This window comes from Planococcus lenghuensis, assembly GCF_001999905.1.
GTDB lineage: Bacteria > Bacillota > Bacilli > Bacillales_A > Planococcaceae > Indiicoccus > Indiicoccus lenghuensis.
Window position 1 is genome coordinate 2,325,747 of record NZ_CP019640.1, and the last position, 19,250, is coordinate 2,344,996.

At 49.8% G+C, this 19,250-nt stretch carries 19 protein-coding genes; all 19 read right to left on the reverse strand.

Features of this window, described 5'->3' with window-relative positions; genetic code table 11:
* Positions 1–42: 42 nt before the first annotated feature.
* A complete protein-coding gene (gene trmFO / locus B0X71_RS11975; RefSeq protein WP_077589635.1) occupies positions 43–1,353 on the reverse strand; it encodes an FADH(2)-oxidizing methylenetetrahydrofolate--tRNA-(uracil(54)-C(5))-methyltransferase TrmFO in 1,311 nt (436 codons plus the stop codon).
* Positions 1,354–1,506: 153 nt separating this feature from the next.
* Positions 1,507–3,579, reverse strand: coding sequence for a type I DNA topoisomerase (topA, locus tag B0X71_RS11980; RefSeq protein ID WP_077589636.1), 2,073 nt, complete (start codon positions 3,577–3,579; stop codon positions 1,507–1,509).
* A 109-nt stretch (positions 3,580–3,688) separates the two neighbouring features.
* Complete coding sequence (dprA, locus tag B0X71_RS11985; RefSeq protein ID WP_077589637.1) at positions 3,689–4,579, reverse strand: DNA-processing protein DprA; 891 nt, start codon at positions 4,577–4,579, stop codon at positions 3,689–3,691.
* A gap of 62 nt (positions 4,580–4,641) precedes the next feature.
* Positions 4,642–5,544 (reverse strand): succinate--CoA ligase subunit alpha, encoded by a 903-nt coding sequence (sucD, locus tag B0X71_RS11990; protein ID WP_077589638.1) that lies wholly within the window; start codon positions 5,542–5,544, stop codon positions 4,642–4,644.
* A gap of 19 nt (positions 5,545–5,563) precedes the next feature.
* Positions 5,564–6,724, reverse strand: coding sequence for an ADP-forming succinate--CoA ligase subunit beta (sucC, locus tag B0X71_RS11995; RefSeq protein WP_077589639.1), 1,161 nt, complete (start codon positions 6,722–6,724; stop codon positions 5,564–5,566).
* Positions 6,725–6,880: 156 nt separating this feature from the next.
* Positions 6,881–7,648 carry a ribonuclease HII gene (locus B0X71_RS12000; RefSeq protein WP_077589640.1) on the reverse strand — a complete coding sequence of 256 codons (768 nt, stop codon included), beginning with the start codon at positions 7,646–7,648 and terminating at the stop codon, positions 6,881–6,883.
* Positions 7,649–7,736: 88 nt separating this feature from the next.
* On the reverse strand, positions 7,737–8,594 hold the full coding sequence (ylqF, locus tag B0X71_RS12005) for a ribosome biogenesis GTPase YlqF (protein ID WP_077589641.1): 858 nt from the start codon (positions 8,592–8,594) through the stop codon (positions 7,737–7,739).
* 11 nt (positions 8,595–8,605) lie between these two features.
* A complete protein-coding gene (lepB, locus tag B0X71_RS12010) occupies positions 8,606–9,166 on the reverse strand; it encodes a signal peptidase I (RefSeq protein WP_077589642.1) in 561 nt (186 codons plus the stop codon).
* A 90-nt stretch (positions 9,167–9,256) separates the two neighbouring features.
* Positions 9,257–9,601 carry a 50S ribosomal protein L19 gene (gene rplS / locus B0X71_RS12015; protein ID WP_077589643.1) on the reverse strand — a complete coding sequence of 115 codons (345 nt, stop codon included), beginning with the start codon at positions 9,599–9,601 and terminating at the stop codon, positions 9,257–9,259.
* Positions 9,602–9,732: 131 nt separating this feature from the next.
* On the reverse strand, positions 9,733–10,461 hold the full coding sequence (gene trmD, locus B0X71_RS12020) for a tRNA (guanosine(37)-N1)-methyltransferase TrmD (RefSeq protein WP_077589644.1): 729 nt from the start codon (positions 10,459–10,461) through the stop codon (positions 9,733–9,735).
* The gene (rimM, locus tag B0X71_RS12025; RefSeq protein ID WP_077589645.1) at positions 10,458–10,976 is read right to left on the reverse strand and encodes a ribosome maturation factor RimM; all 519 of its coding nucleotides are present in this window, start codon (positions 10,974–10,976) and stop codon (positions 10,458–10,460) included. The genes trmD and rimM overlap by 4 nt, the downstream gene beginning before the upstream one ends.
* Positions 10,977–11,148: 172 nt before the next feature.
* Entirely contained in the window at positions 11,149–11,385 is a 237-nt protein-coding gene (locus B0X71_RS12030; protein ID WP_077589646.1) for a KH domain-containing protein, read from the reverse strand.
* A 13-nt stretch (positions 11,386–11,398) separates the two neighbouring features.
* Positions 11,399–11,671, reverse strand: coding sequence for a 30S ribosomal protein S16 (gene rpsP / locus B0X71_RS12035; protein WP_077589647.1), 273 nt, complete (start codon positions 11,669–11,671; stop codon positions 11,399–11,401).
* 90 nt (positions 11,672–11,761) lie between these two features.
* A complete protein-coding gene (gene ffh, locus B0X71_RS12040; protein ID WP_077589648.1) occupies positions 11,762–13,117 on the reverse strand; it encodes a signal recognition particle protein in 1,356 nt (451 codons plus the stop codon).
* Positions 13,118–13,133: 16 nt separating this feature from the next.
* Positions 13,134–13,457 (reverse strand): putative DNA-binding protein, encoded by a 324-nt coding sequence (locus B0X71_RS12045; RefSeq protein WP_077590984.1) that lies wholly within the window; start codon positions 13,455–13,457, stop codon positions 13,134–13,136.
* A gap of 68 nt (positions 13,458–13,525) precedes the next feature.
* Positions 13,526–14,536: a signal recognition particle-docking protein FtsY gene (gene ftsY / locus B0X71_RS12050; RefSeq protein ID WP_077589649.1), complete on the reverse strand. Its 1,011-nt coding sequence runs from the start codon at positions 14,534–14,536 to the stop codon at positions 13,526–13,528.
* 20 nt (positions 14,537–14,556) lie between these two features.
* Complete coding sequence (smc, locus tag B0X71_RS12055) at positions 14,557–18,102, reverse strand: chromosome segregation protein SMC (RefSeq protein WP_077589650.1); 3,546 nt, start codon at positions 18,100–18,102, stop codon at positions 14,557–14,559.
* 2 nt (positions 18,103–18,104) lie between these two features.
* Entirely contained in the window at positions 18,105–18,857 is a 753-nt protein-coding gene (gene rnc, locus B0X71_RS12060; RefSeq protein WP_077590985.1) for a ribonuclease III, read from the reverse strand.
* Between the two features lie 126 nt (positions 18,858–18,983).
* Positions 18,984–19,217 (reverse strand): acyl carrier protein, encoded by a 234-nt coding sequence (locus B0X71_RS12065; RefSeq protein ID WP_077589651.1) that lies wholly within the window; start codon positions 19,215–19,217, stop codon positions 18,984–18,986.
* Positions 19,218–19,250 lie beyond the last annotated feature (33 nt).

Here is a 19,250-nt window from a genome sequence, read left to right on the forward strand (position 1 = left end):
AAAAGCCTCTAAATTATATCAAAATTCAGAGGCTTTGCGCAATTAAACCGGTACGCTGTTCATAAAATTTTGAATTGTTGTCAGTGCCCGGTCTGAATGCTTTTCGGCCCGCTCCTGCTTGGACTTGATCCGTTCTCCCAAATCCGGAAACAGACCGAAATTAATGTTCATGGGCTGGAAGTTCTTTGCATCAGCTTCCGTAATATAACGTGCCATACTGCCGAGTGCCGTCTCGGCCGGAAAGACAAGCAAATCCTCGCCAAGTGCCAGTTTGGCGGCATTTATGCCTGCCAACAGGCCGCTCCCTGCAGATTCAACATAGCCTTCCACGCCGGTCATCTGGCCGGCGAAGAAGAGATCCGGCTTCGCTTTCAGCTGATATGTCGGTTTAAGCACACGCGGTGAATTGATGAAGGTATTGCGGTGCATAACTCCATAGCGGACGATCTCCACGTTCTCAAGACCCGGGATAAGCCGCAGGACTTCTTTCTGAGCACCCCATTTGAGATGTGTCTGAAAACCGACAATGTTATATAATGTGCCCGCTGCGTCGTCCTGTCGCAATTGAACAACCGCATATGGCCGCTTGCCGGTTTTGGGATCTTCAAGACCGACCGGTTTCATCGGACCGAATGTCATCGTCTTCTCTCCGCGCGCTGCCATCACTTCAATCGGCATACAGCCTTCAAAGTAAATTTCTTTTTCAAACTCTTTCAGCGGTACCACTTCAGCGGAAATGAGCGCTTCATAAAACCGCATGAATTCCTCCTTGTTCATCGGACAATTCAGGTAAGCAGCTTCCCCTTTATCATAGCGGGACTTCAAGTATACCTTATCCATATCAATGCTGTCTTTTTCCACAATCGGTGCAGCTGCATCATAAAAATACAGGTAATCCTCACCCGTCAGTTTTCGGATTTTTTGTGCCAGGTCAGGAGAAGTCAGCGGGCCTGTCGCAATGATGGTAATGCCTTCCGGAATCTCGGTCACTTCTTCGTTTATGACTTCCACAAGCGGATGATTGCGGACTTTTTCCGTGACCGCACCTGCAAATTCATGCCGATCAACTGCCAATGCCCCTCCCGCAGGGACAGACGCCCGGTCTGCAGAGTCGATGATAACCGAGTCGAGCCGCCGCATTTCTTCTTTAATGACGCCGACGGCATTGGTCAGCGCATTTGCCCGAAGCGAATTACTGCACACAAGCTCTGCGAATTTATCCGTATGGTGAGCGGGCGTTTGCCGGACCGGGCGCATTTCATACAGCCGGACATTTACCCCTCGCTTCGCGATTTGCCAGGCTGCTTCACTGCCGGCAAGGCCGGCACCGATTACATTTACTGTTTTCGTCATGATGTCCACCTCAGTTCATTGATTGCCAGCGCGGAATTCACGCTGTTTCTCCAGCCTCTTAATACCTTCACGGCACAGTGCTGCAGAGTTAGGTTGTTTCCCCGGGCCCGCAGGATGCGGGTCATACAACCGCCCGGGCAGGAAGCCGCAGGGTTAGGTTGTTTCCTCTTTATAATCACACTCCGTGCACTGGATCTGCACGCCTTTTTTAGACCGCTTTTCAACAAGCAGACTCTGACATTTCGGACACGGCCGTTCAACCGGCTTGTCCCAGGAAATGAACTCGCACTCAGGATAGCGGTCACAGCCATAAAAAATACGCTTTTTCTTGCTTTTCCGCTCCACGACTTCGCCTTCTTTGCAAAGCGGGCAGGTAACCCCTGTGCCTTTGACGATTGCTTTCGTGTTGCGGCATTCCGGAAAATTGCTGCAAGCCATGAATTTGCCATAGCGGCCAAGCTTATACACCATCGGCGATCCGCAATGTTCGCAGTCTTCGCCGGCTGGCTCATCCTTGATCTGCACCTTTTCCATTTCTTCTTCCGCCACTTCCACGTGCTTTCCGAAATCCTTGTAAAATTCATCGATGATTTCGACCCATCTTACATTGCCATCCTCAACTGCATCCAAATCATGTTCCATTTTTGCAGTGAACTTAATATTGACAACATCCGGAAAGAACTCAACCATCAATTCATGAACGATTTCTCCAAGTTCCGTCGGGATGAACTTTTTAGCATCCAGGGTGACATATCCACGGCGCTGAATCGTATCCAGCGTCGGTGCATACGTTGATGGCCGACCGATGCCCAGTTCTTCCATCGTCTTTACAAGACGCGCCTCAGTGAACCGCGGCGGCGGCTGAGTGAAATGCTGCCTCGGGTCGATATGCTGGGCTTTGACGAAATCACCTTCCGCCAGTTCAGGTAACACATTATCTTTTTCTTCTTTCTGGTCATCTGACCCTTCCACGTACAGCTTCATGAAACCGGGAAACTTCACCTGAGAACCATTTGCCCGGAAAATCGCTTCGCCGTTTTTCAGTTCTGCCGTCACTGTATCGAGGATGGCAGGAGCCATCTGACTCGCCAGGAATCGCTCCCAGATCAGCTTATACAGCCGGTATTGATCGCGGGACAGAAAGTCTTTCACAGATGCAGGCGTTCTCGCCACACTTGTCGGCCGGACAGCCTCGTGGGCATCCTGCGCTTTCCCCGACTGCTTCGCCTGCCCCTTCGCCGAAAGATATTCTTTTCCATATTCTTCTGTAATGAATGCACTTGCTTCATTTTTGGCTGTATCTGAAATTCGGGTTGAGTCCGTCCGCATGTACGTAATCAGACCGACGCTTCCTTCTTTTTTGCCCAATTGAATCCCTTCATATAGCTGCTGGGCGAGCATCATGGTCTTTCTGGCCCGGAAGTTCAGCTTCCGGGCTGCTTCCTGCTGAAGAGAAGAAGTCGTGAACGAAGCGGATGAATTACGTTTCCGTTCTTTTTTCACTACGCTGATGACTTCGAATTCGTCGCCTTGCATAGTCGCCAGTACCTGGTTGACTTCTTCTTCGTTTTTCAGTTCCGCTTTCTTCCCGCCGGAACCGTAATACTGAGCTTCAAACGCTTTTTTATCTTTTTCGAATTCGGCGCCGATGGTCCAGTACTCTTCCGGTGTGAAATTTTTCACTTCGTTCTCCCGGTCAATGATCAGTTTCAATGCGACCGATTGTACCCGGCCTGCGGAGAGTCCTTTTTTCACTTTCTTCCACAATAGCGGGCTGATGCTGTAGCCGACCAGCCGGTCAAGTACGCGGCGGGCTTGTTGTGCATCAACAAGATCCATATCGATGGCACGCGGATTTTTGAAGGACTCTTTGATTGCATCTTTCGTGATTTCATTGAATACGACGCGGCAATCCGAATCGACATCAATATTCAGCGCGTGTGCCAAATGCCAGGCGATCGCTTCCCCTTCTCTGTCGGGGTCAGCTGCGAGATAGACTTTCTTCGCTTTTTTCGCCTGGGTTTTCAGCTCTTGAAGGATAGGGCCTTTACCGCGAACCGTAATGTACTTTGGTTCGTAATCATGTTCAACGTCGACACCCATCTGACTTTTCGGCAAATCGATCAAATGGCCGAGTGAAGCCTTCACTTTATACTTTTTTCCTAAATAACGTTCAATTGTTTTCGCCTTTGCCGGCGATTCAACAATGACTAAAAAGTCAGCCATACCGGTTCCTCCTTATAGAGGTACTTAAAATTTCGTTCTAAATTGATACCTGATGCAAAATGTAATACAGTTTCTGGCTGAATGCAAGGTTTTTATGTTTCAATCGCATTCAGACCGGCCCTAATTCTTCGTATTCTTCAAGAATCTGAAGGCCATTCCATACCGGTTTCGCGCCTTCGGCAATCAGCTGGTTCGGCCCTTCTGAGAGCTTTGAATGGATAGGACCGGGCACTGCGAAAATATCCTTTCCATGTTCGAGACCATGCTCAATTGTGGAAAGTGTCCCGCTTTTCAATTCCGCTTCCGTTACTGCAATTCCTTTGGACAATCCGCTGATAATCCGGTTTCGCAACGGGAAATTCCAGCGTTTCGGTGTCATGTATGGCGGGTACTCGGTGATCACGAGCTGCGTTTCTTCCATTATATGCTGAAGGGTCTGATTTTCTTTCGGATAAGGGTGACTGAATCCGCTTCCTGTCACTGCAATGGTGCGTCCTCCAGCCCGGATAGCCGCTGCATGAGCCATGGCATCAGCTCCCTTTGCCAAACCGCTGATGACTGTATAACCATGTTCGGCGAGTGCTGGCACAAGACGCTCAATAGCCGTTAGGGAGTACTCGGTCGCTTTCCTGGATCCGACAATGGCAATGCGCTTTGGATCCCTTAGAAACGCCGGATTCCCTTTGCAGTAGAGAACAGCCGGCGGGTCAATCAGTTCCGTCAGGCTTTCGGGATAATCAGGATGATAGATGGGGATGGGAATAATGCTGTGTTTTTCGTAAAGCTGCAGATAAGGTCTTTGGAGGGATTCACTGTACAGGGTTTTCAGCAAAGCGGCCTGTTCTTGGGGGATTCTCAGGCAATGGGCAAGCTCCCGCGCCGGGCGCCGTTGCAAATACATCAGATCCGGATCTTCTGTCAAAAGTGAGGCAATCCGGTTGAATGGTTTTGGATAGATGTAATGCAAAGCCAGCAATCGTTCAGTCACTGTTGCGCTCATCGTGTTCCTCCCTTATTCCATAAGAATAAGGCGCACCGCCACGGGTGCGCCTTACTTTCATCTTAATGGGTTTTGACTTTGTCGTACAGTCCTTTTTCTTTCACTACTTTAATCAGTGTTTCGCCGATCACTGAAGGCGTGTCCGCTACTTCAATACCTGCAGCATTCATCGCTTCAATTTTATCAGCCGCTGTTCCTTTACCGCCGGAAATGATGGCACCTGCATGGCCCATGCGCTTCCCTGGAGGTGCTGTCTGCCCGCCGATGAAACCGACGACCGGTTTGGTCATGTTCGCTTTAATCCACTCAGCTGCTTCTTCTTCAGCTGTACCGCCGATTTCACCGATCATGACAACCGCATATGTGTCTTCATCTTCATTGAATGCCTTCAGCACATCGATGAAGTTTGTGCCATTCACCGGGTCTCCGCCGATACCGACAGCCGTTGACTGGCCGATACCTTCCTGAGAAAGCTGGTGAACCGCTTCGTACGTCAGTGTGCCGGAGCGGGAAACAACACCGACATGACCTTTTTTATGGATGTATCCCGGCATGATGCCGATTTTGCATTCTTCCGGAGTGATAACGCCCGGGCAGTTCGGTCCGACGAGACGCGTTTTCTTGCCTTCCATGTAGCGCTTCACTTTTACCATATCAAGAACCGGAATATGTTCAGTAATACAAATGGCCATATCGAGTTCCGCATCAACCGCTTCAAGAATCGCATCTGCAGCGAATGCAGCAGGTACGTAAATAACCGATACGTTTGCGCCAGTTTCTTTTACGGCATCTTCAACTGTATTGAAAACAGGTACGCCTTCAACTTCAGTGCCGCCTTTACCAGGTGTTACCCCAGCGACGATTTTTGTGCCATATTCAAGCATCTGCTTTGTATGGAACAGGGCAGTCGACCCTGTAATCCCTTGTACAAGCACTTTTGTGTCTTTGTTAATATATACGCTCATTGATTGTCCCCTGCCCTTCTTAGCCTACAAGTTCAACGATCTTTTGCGCGCCGTCTGCCATAGAGCCAGCTGCAATAATATTAAGTCCTGATTCGTTCAGCATTTTCTTCCCTTGTTCAACATTCGTTCCTTCAAGACGCACGACTAATGGCACTTCGAGGCTTACTTCTTTCGCAGCCGCAATAACACCTTCTGCAATAACATCACACTTCATGATGCCGCCAAAAATGTTAACAAAGATACCCTTTACGTTTTTGTCAGAAAGGATGATTTTGAATGCTTCCGTTACTTTTTCAGCAGTCGCACCGCCCCCAACGTCAAGGAAGTTTGCGGGTGATCCGCCGTAGTAATTAATCGTATCCATTGTCGCCATTGCAAGACCGGCGCCATTTACCATACAGCCGATATTGCCATCAAGCGAGATATAGCTCAAGTCATACTTCGAAGCTTCAATTTCTTTCGGATCTTCCTCATCATAATCACGCATGTCAACAATGTCTGAATGGCGATACAGTGAGTTTTCGTCAAAATTGAATTTCGCATCGAGTGCTACAACCTGTCCGTCGCCTGTTACAACGAGCGGATTGATCTCAACGATCGACGCATCTTTTTCCGAGTATGCCTGATAAAGGCCGAGCATCAATTTTGCCGCTTTGTTGACGAGTTTTGCCGGAATGTTGATATTGAATGCCATGCGACGCGCCTGAAAACCAGTCAGTCCGACAACCGGATCGATTTCTTCATAGAAAATCCGCTCCGGTGTATTCGCTGCCACTTCCTCAATATCCATTCCGCCTTCTTCAGACCCCATCAGAGTCACACGGGATGTTTCACGGTCGAGCACAAGCCCGAGATAGTACTCTTTCTGGATGTCGCTTCCTTCTTCGATGTACAGGCGTTTGACTTCTTTGCCTTCAGGACCTGTCTGATGTGTAACGAGCACTTTACCGAGCAATTCCTTTGCGTAGGCACGGACATCGTCCAGGTTCTTTGCAAGTTTAACACCGCCCGCTTTGCCGCGGCCGCCCGCGTGAATCTGTGCTTTTACGACAGTGACGTCTGAGCTCAGCTCTTTTGCCACTTTCACAGCTTCCTCAGGCGAGAATGCTACATGGCCTTCTGGAACTGCTACTCCATACTGTCTGAGGATTTGTTTCCCCTGATATTCATGGATATTCATCATTCATCCTCCAATCAACCATATGTCAAGTTATTTTACTGCCTTTTCCATTGTAGTTGAGTCGACACAAAATGTCCACAGTACCAACCGATGTTAGGAAATTCCCTTCTGCGCAGTAACTATTTCTTTTCCGGAATTTTAGTTCGGATTTCCATTTTATCTGTTTTCCAGCATACTTTTTACGGGTTCAAAAGTCCGGCGATGAATCGGCGTGACCCCCTGATGCTCGAGTGCGGCCAAGTGGACCGCCGTGCCATAACCTGCGTTTTGTTCAAATCCATATCCCGGGTAAACAGCGGCATACGACCGCATCAGCCGATCCCGCTCTGTTTTTGCGAGAACCGACGCAGCAGCAATTGCAAGACTTTGCGTATCTCCTTTCACGATCGGTTCACATGGCATCGGCACATCCAACCGCATCGCATCTGCAAGCACGACTGCGGGCCGGATCCCCAATGATCGGACTGCTTCTGTCATGGACTGGCGGGTGGCTTGGTAAATATTCAGTTCATCGATGATTTCGGGCGGTGTGATATGCACTGAAAAACCAAGGGCGCTTTTTTTCACCAGCACTTCAAATGATTCCCGCTGCTCCCGTGACAATTGTTTTGAATCGTTGAGACCTATAAGTTCTGGACACTCTTCCGGCAAAACCACTGCTGCAGTCACGAGTGGACCAGCCAGCGGCCCTCTTCCCGCTTCGTCCGTACCGGCTACAGTCCCTTGGTATGTCTGTCTGTAGAATTGATCAAACCGCTGTTTCTCCTGATGGTTTCTATGAAACTCATCCAGCTTTGCCCGCCTTTTCTGCCAGCTCTTCAGAAGCTGCCGGACGCTTTTTCGGCTATCCTGCTCAAGCGCAGTCATCCACGGCTGCCATTCCGTTGTTTCGAGCAGCTGCTGTTTTATTTCTGCTGTCGTCATATTAATCTCCCCTTCTCTTTCATACTGAAACCACAATTTGAAAAAGACCTTTTCGCCAGCTGGCGAAAAGGTCTCTTTTCTTTACAGATCATCCGGCGGCTTCCTCAGTCCGGTCGAAAGTCAGCCTGCCAAGCGCCCCATTCCGCACATCGCGGACAATTGCTTCCGCAGTCATCTCGTAGTCCACTTCGCCGCCACCTTCTAATATATTCCGTTTCCTGCCGATATGATCAAATGTATGGACTATTTCTTCGTCCACTTCTTCGAGTCCATACCGGTCCAGAAGTTTTGCCGGGTAGCGGCTGGATAAGAACTTCAGCCCATAAATGGCCAAGTCCTGCATTTCCACGACCGAGTCCTTGATCGCACCTGTCAGTGCCAGTTTATAGCCGGTTTCCGGGTCCTCGAACTTCGGCCATAAAATACCGGGGGTATCCAGCAGTTCAATCTCTTTTCCCACTTTAATCCACTGCTGTGCTTTCGTAACGCCGGGCATATTGCCGGTTTTCGCCAGGTTCTTCTTGGCAAGCCGGTTGATGAGCGTCGATTTTCCGACATTTGGAATACCGACAATCATGGCGCGGATCGCACGCGGTTTCATGCCTTTTGCACGCATCCGGTCCCATTTTTCGATCAGGATCTCTTTGGCTGCTTTTGTCACTTGCTGCAGTCCCTTTCCTTCAAGTGAATTGATCGCCACCGCCTGCAGACCCTGTTCCTTGAAATAGCGAATCCACTTTTTCGTCTCCGCCTCATCCGCCATGTCCGCTTTATTTAAAATGATCAGCCGCGGCTTCTGCCCTGTGACTTCATCGATCATCGGATTGCGGGATGAGAGCGGAAGGCGCGCATCCACAAGTTCAAAAATAATATCCACTAACTTCAGTTTTTCCGTTACTTCCCGGCGGGCTTTCGCCATATGTCCGGGAAACCATTGAATTGTCATGCCTGTCCTCCTTACTCCACAAACCCTACGTCTTCAAAAGGCCAAAAGACGATCTGGGTACTGCCGACAATCTCATCAATCGGCACAAGGCCGATATATCGACTGTCTTTGCTTGCTCTTCGGTTATCACCCAGCACAAACACATATCCTTCCGGAATTGTACTCTTACCCATCGCAACATCTTCCAGCGTAAAATCTTCTGTCAGACTCCCCTCGGTAATTGCCTGTAATTCCTCGAGATATGGTTCTTCAACCGGCTCTCCATTTATATATAACTGGTCATCTTCATAAGCTACATGGTCGCCGGGAACTCCTATTACCCGCTTAATGAAATCTTTTTCTTCATCCGCATGAAAAACAACGATATCAAAACGATCCGGCTCGCCAATTTCATACCCGATTTTATTGACAATCATCCGGTCGCCATTTTCCAGTGTCGGCATCATGGATTCTCCATCAACCACAATTGGTGCAAAAAAGAAAAAACGAATGATTGCTGCAAGGCCGAATGCGATAAGCAGCGCTTTTGACCATTCCCATAATTCATTTTTTTGCTTCGCTTCTGTCCCCATGATCTCCCCCATTTTCTGTTCTAATTGTACAATCTGAAGGTCCAATACGCAAAAAAAGAGGGCGCAATGCCCTCTTTTCTTACTGCATTTTTATCGGATTTCTTTGATGCGGGCTGCTTTACCGCGCAGATTGCGCAAGTAGTACAGTTTCGCACGGCGTACTTTACCGCGACGAACCACTTCAAGCGTTGCGATTTTCGGCGTATGCACAGGGAATGTACGTTCAACACCGACACCATAAGAGATTTTGCGGACTGTGAATGTTTCACTGATTCCGCCTCCACGGCGCTTGATGACAACACCTTCGAAGAGCTGGATACGTTCGCGTGTACCCTCGACTACTTTCACGTGGACGCGGACAGTATCCCCCGGACGGAATGCCGGCAGATCTGAACGAAGCTGTTCTTTTGTGATCTCTGAAATAATTTGCTGCATGATTTTCTCTCCTTCTACAGATGTTCTTGCGTCTGTTGCCATCGCAGCGGAACACCGTAATACTGTACTTGACATAGAAGCACAAAATATATCCTATCATTAAATCGTCCTGACTGCAAGCAGTCCAGGTTTTATTTCAGATTGGACTTCAATTTTTCGAGCAGTTTTTTCTGTGTATCTGTCAGAGTAGCCTGCTCCAACAAATCCGGCCGGCGCTCCAGCGTGCGTTTCAATGCCTGTTCTTCGCGCCAGGCATCGATTTTCGCGTGATTGCCGCCGGTCAGTACTTCAGGCACAGTAAGACCGCGGAATTCAGCAGGTCGCGTGTAATGCGGATGTTCCAGGAATCCGGTTGAAAATGAATCGCTGACCGGGGATTCCGCATTTCCAAGCACGCCCGGCAGAAGACGCACAACACTGTCGATGACCGTCATTGCCGCGAGTTCACCGCCGGTCAGCACAAAATCTCCGATGGAAATTTCATCGGTGACAAGATGCTCACGAATCCGCTCATCATAGCCTTCGTAATGGCCGCAGATAAAAACCAATTCTTCTTCCTGTGCAAGTTCTTCCGCTTTCTGCTGGGTAAACCGCTCACCTTGCGGACACATCAGAATGATGCGGGGTTTCCGGTTCTCGGTGACAGCTTCCGCCGCCCGGAAGACCGGTTCCGGCTTCAGAACCATGCCCGCTCCTCCGCCATACGGATAATCATCAACCTGGCGCTTGTTATCAGCGAATTCCCGGAAATCCGTGACTCCTAATGTGACCGCTCCCTTGTCTTGGGCTTTCTTCATGATGGACTGCTGGAAGACCCCTTCAAACATGCCTGGAAACAGGGACAGCACTTGGATGTTCATTCGGACAGCAGCCCTTCCATCAGCTCGATGACAACCCGTTTTTCGTCGACATCAATTTCCTTCACGACGTCTTCGATATACGGGATGTACTGCTCTTTCCCTGTCTGTGGTTTTACTGCCCACACATCATTCGCACCGGTTTCAAGAATTTCTGTGATCACACCGATTTCCCGTCCTTCATCAGTTACAACCGTGCATCCGATAATTTCATGATAGTAATACTCGTTTTCTTCCAGTTCCACAAGTTCATGTTCCGCTACACGCAGCTCTGCATTTTTGAACTCAAGCACGTCATTGATATTTGAATACCCTTCAAACGTCAGAAGATCAAAATTCTTGTGCCGGCGGTGACTGGCCACCTTAACGGTCACCGGTTTTTTAGCATCCGGTTTGAATACACCCAGCTTCGCACCTTCTGCAAAGCGCTCTTCCGGGAAATCGGTACGTGCCAGCACCCGCACTTCCCCGCGGATTCCGTGCGTATTCACAATTTTTCCTACATTGAACCATTCCACTTGCCGATCACTCCTTGTTCCCATTACCACCTGAATGGCATTGGGAAAAGTTACTTTATAATCCTATAAAACTAAAATCCAGCGATTAAACTGTTTAACGAGAATTGGTGAGAACAGTTGAATTATGCCCGATTTTCAGCAAAAAAGGAAGGAACCGGGGCTCCTTCCTCTTTCAATCCACTATATTGACGACTACGGTCTTGCCGCCTTCGTGATTACCTGCCGCTGAATAAACGATGGAACGGATCGCTTTCGCAGTCCGCCCCTGTTTGCCGATCACCTTTCCAATATCCTCGGGATGGACGGAAAGGCTGCAGACAATACGGTTTGCACTTTCTTCTGTTTCAATTCGGACTTCTTCCGGATGATCCACCAGCGGCTTCACCATTGTCTCGATCAGCTGTTTCATCGGCAGTCGCTCCTTACTTGTTCAGTTTAGCGTTATGGAACTTCTCCATGATGCCGTTTTGAGAAAACAAGTTGCGGACAGTATCAGATGGCTTTGCGCCATTCTGCAGCCATTTCAGTGCAAGCTCTTCATCGATCTTGACTTCAGCTGGTTTTGTAAGCGGGTTGTAAGTTCCCACTGTCTCAATTTGACGGCCATCACGCGGTGAACGTGAATCAGCGACTACGATACGGTAAAAAGGGGATTTTTTTGCTCCCATACGTTTCAAACGAATTTTAACTGCCATTTCTTTAAAGCACCTCCGAATAGTTTCACACAAGACATTATATTATCAACGATTATACGGTTTGTAAAGTGTTTTTTCTTAACATGCAAATTACTTGAAAAATGCATCCAGATTCGGCATTTTTCCTTTCTTTTTGCCCTTTTGGTTCATGTTGGACATTTGCTTCATCATTTTCTTCATATCCTCGAATTGTTTCAGCAGACGATTGACATCCTGAATGGTTGTACCGGAACCTTTGGCGATCCGCCGGCGCCGATTCGCATTGATAACTTCAGGATTGGTCTTTTCCTGCGGGGTCATGGAATAGATGATCGCTTCTACGCGGCCCATCTGGCTTTCATCCACTTTCGCGTTTTCCAGCCCTTTGATCTTTCCGGCCCCTGGCATCATTTTCAGAATTTCATCAAGCGGCCCCATCTGCTTCACTTGGCCAAGCTGATCGAGGAAATCATCGAACGTGAAAGACTGGGTCCGGAACTTTTCTTCCAGTTCCTTCGCTTTTTCCTCATCGATGTTTGTTTGTGCTTTCTCGATCAGGGACAGCATATCGCCCATGCCTAAAATACGTGAAGCCATACGTTCAGGATAGAATGCTTCAAGCGCGTCCAGCTTTTCGCCCATCCCGACAAATTTGATCGGTTTCTCCGTCACTGAGCGAACCGACAGCGCAGCACCACCCCGCGTATCACCGTCGAGTTTTGTGAGGATAACACCGGAAATGCCGAGCAGCTCATTGAAACTCTGCGCTACATTTACGGCGTCCTGTCCGGTCATTGCATCGACGACGAGAAACACTTCATCCGGCTCTTTCAATGCCCGGATATCCTTCAGTTCCTGCATGAGCTCTTCGTCTACATGAAGCCGGCCGGCGGTATCGATGATGACCGTATCCAGATGCTCTTCTTTGGCATGTTCGATCGCCTGACGGGCAATTTCCACCGGCGAGACATCGGTCCCTTTCGAAAATACCGGCAATGATAATTGCTTGCCGATTGTTTCCAGCTGCTTAATCGCAGCCGGCCGGTAAATATCAGCGGCAACCAGCAACGGTTTCCGGTTATTCTTCTTGCGCAGGACATTTGCCAGCTTGCCCGTCGTTGTTGTTTTACCGGCACCCTGCAGTCCGACCATCATGATGACAGTCGGGCTTTTAGCAGCGAATTCCACTTTGCTCTGTTCGCCGCCCATCAGTTCAGTCAGCTCATCTTTAACGATTTTAACAACCTGCTGACCCGGTGTCAGACTGTTCATGACATCCTGGCCAATTGCCCGCTCACTGACTTTTTTCACAAACCCCTTGACTACTTTCAAGTTAACGTCCGCTTCGATCAAGGCGAAGCGCACTTCGCGCATCATTTCCTTGACGTCGGCTTCAGATAGCTTCCCTTTGCCTTTGACTCGCTGAAGCGTCCCTTGCAGACGTTCGGCTAATCCTTCAAATGCCATCGGTTCTTCAGCCTCCTTATTCCCATTCCATCAGCTGGAGCAGAAGTGTCTGTGTCCGTTCTTTGCTGAACGGACCTTCTTCAAAAGCTTCAATCAGCCGGCGGCGGTTCTCAAACTTTTCAAATAAGCCCAATTTTGCTTCATATTCTTCAAGCATCGCTTCAGTGCGCCGGATGTTATCATACACAGCCTGCCGGGAAACTTCATACTCCGCGGCAATTTCACCGAGCGAGAGATCATCCAGGTAATACAGCACCATGTAATTCCGCTGTTTCGGAGTGAGAAGCGCCTGATAGAAATCAAACAGAAAATTCATGCGCGTCGTTTTTTCAAGCCCCATCATCAGCGTTCCCTCCATGTGTTTTTCAATTTACCTTACCGTTTCCGGCCACCAACTGTCAAGTAGTATTACTTGTCTTGCTCTGTCTCCTGCTCTTCCAGCTGCAAGCCTTCCGCAAACAGTCCATAAACGTACTTTTGTGGATCGAACGGCTGAAGATCATCCATTTTCTCCCCAAGTCCCACAAATTTCACCGGAATGTTCAATTTGCTGCGGATTGCCAGCACGATGCCGCCTTTCGCCGTTCCGTCCAGTTTCGTCAGCACGATACCGGTAACGTCAGTCGCTTCCTTGAAAATCTGGGCCTGCGTAAGCGCATTCTGACCCGTGGTTGCATCAAGCGCCAGCAGCACTTCATGCGGTGCTCCGGGAAGTTCACGTCCGATTACGCGATGCACTTTCTGCAGCTCGTTCATCAAATTGACTTTGTTCTGCAGCCGGCCCGCCGTGTCGCAGATCAGCACATCCGCCTTGCGGGATTTGGCTGATCGGATCGCATCATACATAACGGCAGCCGGGTCAGATCCTGCTGCCTGTTTAATCACATCCACGCCGACCCGCTTGCCCCATTCATCGAGCTGCTCAATTGCACCAGCCCGGAATGTATCACCGGCAGCCAGAACAACGGATTTTCCTTCTTCTTTAAAGCGGTGAGCCAGTTTGCCGATCGTTGTCGTTTTGCCGACGCCATTTACGCCGACAAACAGGATGACAGTAAGGTCTTCCTGCATGTTCAACTCATTTGGCTGATCTTCTCCCGCTTCATAAATTTCAACCAGTTTTTCAGATATGACCGATTGTACTTGCGAAGTATCTTTTACATTTTTGCGCTGCACTTCAAACCGCAGCTCTTCCATCAATTCCATGACTGTCTCAAAGCCGACATCCGCCTGCAGCAGCAGTTCTTCCAGCTCTTCAAAGAAGTCTTCATCGACTTTCCGGTACTTGGCGACAAGCTCATTGATCTTGGATGTGAAACTGGTCCTCGTTTTCTCAAGACCCTTCTCATACTTTTCTGTCGTCTGTTCCGTTTCTGCATTTCCGGTAAACTTATCTTTCAGCTTTTTCAAAAAGCTCATAGTAGCATGTCCCTCCTGTGCTAGACTTGTTCTTCCACTTTCACCGACACCAGTTTTGAGACACCGGACTCCTGCATGGTAATGCCATACAGCACATCGGCCCCTTCCATTGTGCCTTTTCGGTGAGTAATGACGATGAATTGCGTTTGCTCACTGAATTTTTTCAAGTACTGACTGTACCGGATCACGTTCGATTCATCAAGCGCCGCTTCTACTTCATCGAGGATGCAGAACGGCACCGGGCGGATGTTCAATGATGCAAAAAGCAGTGCAATCGCTGTCAGTGCGCGCTCTCCGCCTGAAAGCAGGCTCAAGTTCTGCAATTTCTTGCCCGGCGGCTGCGCAATGATCTCCACTCCTGTCTCCAGAAGATTTTCAGGATCCGTCAATATGAGATCTGCAGACCCCCCTCCAAACAATTCCCGGAAGACGTGCTGGAACTGGATCCGGATTGCATGGAACGTATCATCAAAACGAACCGTCATTTCCTCATCCATTTCTCCGATGACCGTATGCAACGTCGCTTTTGCTTCATTCAGGTCGCTGCGCTGATCATTTAAGAACTTATGGCGCTCTGCCACTTGATCATATTCAGCGATGGAATCTACATTGACGGTCCCCAATTCCTCGATTGACCGCTTCAGCAGCCGCACATTTTTCCGGACAACCGGTTCGCTATCCGGCATTTCGTACCGCTCTGCTTCCCTTAGTGAAAGCTGATAACCGTCCCGGAGCTGACCGGCAAGTGTGCTCAGCTGTGTTTCAACCCGGGCAGCCTTTACGTCAAGTGCATGCAGCGCTTCCGAACATTCCTGAGTCTTATGCTGTTTCGCTTTCAGTTCAGCAGTAAGCTTCTCCAGATTGCTGTTGCGGTTTATGCGCTGTTCCTTTGCCGTCTGCACTTCCGTCTGTGCTTTATCCCGGACGCCCAACCAGCAGGCGATTTTCGCCTGAACCTCTTCGTCTGAGTAGTCAGCGGTCTCTGAAGCGCTGACTTCATCCAGTTCCCGTCGATAAGCAGCCAGAAGCCTATCACTTCTTTCCAGCTGCTGTATCAGTTCTTGCTTTCCAGCTGCCAATTGGCCGAGCCGTTCTTTTAAGACAGCCAGATCCGATTTTTTAACGGATAAGCTGTCCAGCACTTCCTGGCGAGCCGTATCGCTTTCCTGTTTAAACCCATTCATCCGGTCAATATCCTGTGATACGGCTGCCAGTTCACTCTCCAGTTCTGACAGCCGGTCTCTTGCAGCGGCTTTGCGATGGTCCAGACTTCCGGCATCCTGCATCCGGCCGTCCTGCTCGCGCTGAAATAAGTCAAATCGTTCTTTGGCCGTCCGGTACAGCGCTTCCGTTTCCCGAAGTTCTGCTGCCTGGTCAGCTTCCTTCGCTCTGGCAGTTTCACCGGCAGCGGCCAGGGAAGCAAGTTCCCGTTCAGCCCGTTCTGCCTGTTCCCGGACGACCCGGACAGCTGCTTCCCTATTTTGTACCTCTGTCTGGAGTTGCTCCAGCTGTTCGGTAAGACGATCAAGTTCCGCTTTTCTTGAAAAAACAGAAACCTGAGACCGGCCCGCGCCTCCGGTCATAGACCCGCCGGCATTAATGATATCGCCGTCAAGCGTCACAATTCTGTACCGGTTGCCAAGCTGCTTGGCGATATCACCTGCCCCTTTCAGTTCGCTCGCTATAATCACACTGCCAAGCAGATTTTCCATCACTTGCCGATACGGCGACTCGAAACTGATGAGTTCTGCTGCTATTCCGACGAAGGATGGATGAGCTTTCACCAAGCGTGCGGATGTTTCGGGAAGCCTGCGTGCTTTCATGACGGACAGCGGCAGAAACGTGGCTCTTCCAGCCCGCCTTCTCCGAAGGAATTCGATTGCTTTCCGTGCATCTCCTTCTGTCTCCGTGATGATGTGCTGGCTTGAGGCACCGAGCGCTGTTTCAATCGCCCGTGCATAGCGGTCGTCCACATGTGCCATTTCAGCGACCGCTCCTGCGATACCGGTCAATTCATTTCTCTCCCGCGCAATCAGCACTTCCCGGACGCCTTGAAAAAAACCTGAGAAATCTGCTTCCAGCTCTTTCAAGGTCTCAAGCCGGGCAGCGACCTGCTGTTCCTGCTGCGCCGCAGCTGAAAACCGGGCTTGTTCTTCTGTCGCTGCCGCTTGCTTTTCCAGCGCTTGTTCCCGTGCCTGCCGGTACTGCTCACGCTGGCCGGCGAGCTGCTGCCGAACTTCATTGAGCCCAGCGGCAGCCTGCTCTCTGCCTGAACGGAGAACCGCCAACTCGGACTCAAGCTGCTGTCGCTGTCGCTGTACACGCTCGGAAGAAGCTGTCAGCTGCAGTTCCTGCAGCTCGATATTCTTTAATTCATTTTTGATGGTCGCCTGTTCATTCATCAGATCGATGTAGATTGACTTCTGCGCTTCGATCTCCCGTTCCAGATCAGCCGGTGTCAATTTCAGTTTTTCCTCAAGCTGCCGTATGGCCACCGCTTCAGCTGCCTGTTCTTTTCGAAGAGCTTCGTATCGTTCTTCCTGCTCCGCCTGCATCGCATTCAGCCGTTCATTCTCCCGCTGTTCGGTCTGCCGCCGCTGTTCGAGCTGTTCGGTCTGCCGCTCAGCATTCTGGCGTTTTTCCGACAGCAGGAGTTTCCGCCCTTCCCATCTTTCGGTTTCTGCAGCCGCTTCCACCAGTGCCTGCTGGGTATGATCAATCTCCGTATCCAGCCTGGTGATTTCTTGCCGGATTTTAGCACCTCGGGCTTCCAGCGATTCTGTTTCCCGGAACCGCTCTTCCTGTTCCTGCACAAAATCCGCAGCTTCCCGGCGGTACGCTTCCAACTCCTGCTGCCCCTGCTTAATGTCGTATGCCATGAGGGCGATGTCTGCATCTTTCAGTTCAGCGGTCATGGATAGATAATCCCGCGCCTTAGCGGCTTGGGCCTTAAGCGGCTCCATCCGCCCATCCAGCTCATGCAGAATATCCGCTACCCGATTCAGGTTCTCTTCCGTTTCCGCCAGTCTTCCCTCAGCCTGTTTCTTTCGCTGTTTATACTTCAGAACACCGGCCACTTCTTCGAATATTGAGCGCCGGTCCTCCGGTTTACTGTTCAAAATTTCATCCACACGCCCCTGGGAAATAACAGAGAACGCTTCCTTCCCAAGGCCAGACCCCATGAACAGGTCTGTAATATCCTTCAGCCTGCATACTTGTTTATTCAGCAGGTACGCACTGTCGCCGCTCCGGAATACACGGCGGGTTACATTCACTTCACTGTAATCAAGCGGAAGACGCCCGTCCGAGTTATCCAGAACGAGCGTCACTTCAGCAAAATTCACCGGTTTCCGGGAGTCGCTTCCTGCAAAAATCACATCTTCCATTTTCGAACCGCGCAGGGACTTGGCTGATTGTTCGCCAAGTACCCAGCGGATGGCATCGGTCACATTGCTTTTTCCGCTGCCATTCGGTCCCACGACCGCAGTAACGCCGGGCACAAAATCGATGCCGATTCTATCGGCAAATGACTTGAATCCGATCACTTCAAGTCTTTTCAAATACATGGTCAGCCCTCCGTATTTCCCTGCAGTTTACGGATAGCGACCATCGCTGCCTGCTGTTCTGCTTCTTTTTTTGAACGCCCTTCACCCGTGCCGAGCACCTGGCTGTCCAGTGCTACCTCTGTTACAAACGTCCGGTTATGGGCCGGCCCTTTTTCTTCCACAATTTCATAGACAAGCGGCCCGCGGTTTTTCTGCTGGATCAATTCCTGCAGTTGGCTCTTATAGTCCATCACATGCGAAAAAGCACCGATTTCAACTTTCGGAAACAGAACACGCTCCAAAAACTGCACGACCGGTTCCAGCCCCTGATCCAGGTATAAGGCACCCACGAACGATTCAAACGCATCGGCAAGAAGTGCCGGACGTTCGCGCCCCCCTGTCAGTTCTTCTCCTTTGCCAAGAAGAACATACCGTCCGAAATCCAACTCATTGGCAAACAGCACAAGAGAAGGTTCGCATACGACTGCAGCGCGCAGCTTGGTCAGCTCCCCTTCGCTCATTTTCGGATAATGTTTGAACAGGTAATGGGATACGGATAACTCCAGAACAGCATCCCCGAGAAATTCAAGACGTTCATTGTCAGTGTAATACCGTTTCCGATGCTCATTCACATAAGATGAATGGGTAAAAGCTTGATAAAGCAGCGTCGGCTGCTTAAATGTGATGCCGAGCTCCTGCTGCAGTCGCTCAAATGACGTGCGGGCTTCTTCCGGGAGCACTCCCGGCTGATGTTCTTTTTTTCGTTTCATCGACATTTGCAATCTGCCTTCCTTAGCTGTATCTTTCTTTAATTTTACCTGTTTTTCGCCGGTTGTGCAAAACAGCAACTGACGCACCCCTTCGCCTGTAAGCTCCGGGTATGCGCCAGCTGATTTTTTCATTTATTGTTTGCTTTCAATGTAATTGACTGCGTCCCCGACGGTTTTGATGTTTTCCGCGTCTTCATCGGAAATCTCCATATCGAATTCGTCTTCAAACTCCATTACAAGTTCAACCACATCAAGAGAATCCGCACCAAGATCATCACGGAAAGAAGCTTCCGGCTTCACTTCACTTTCATCTACGCCCAGACGGTCTACGATGACTTTCGTCACCCGTTCCATTACTTCTGCCATTATCGTCACCTCCCCTCAAAACAGTATATCAGC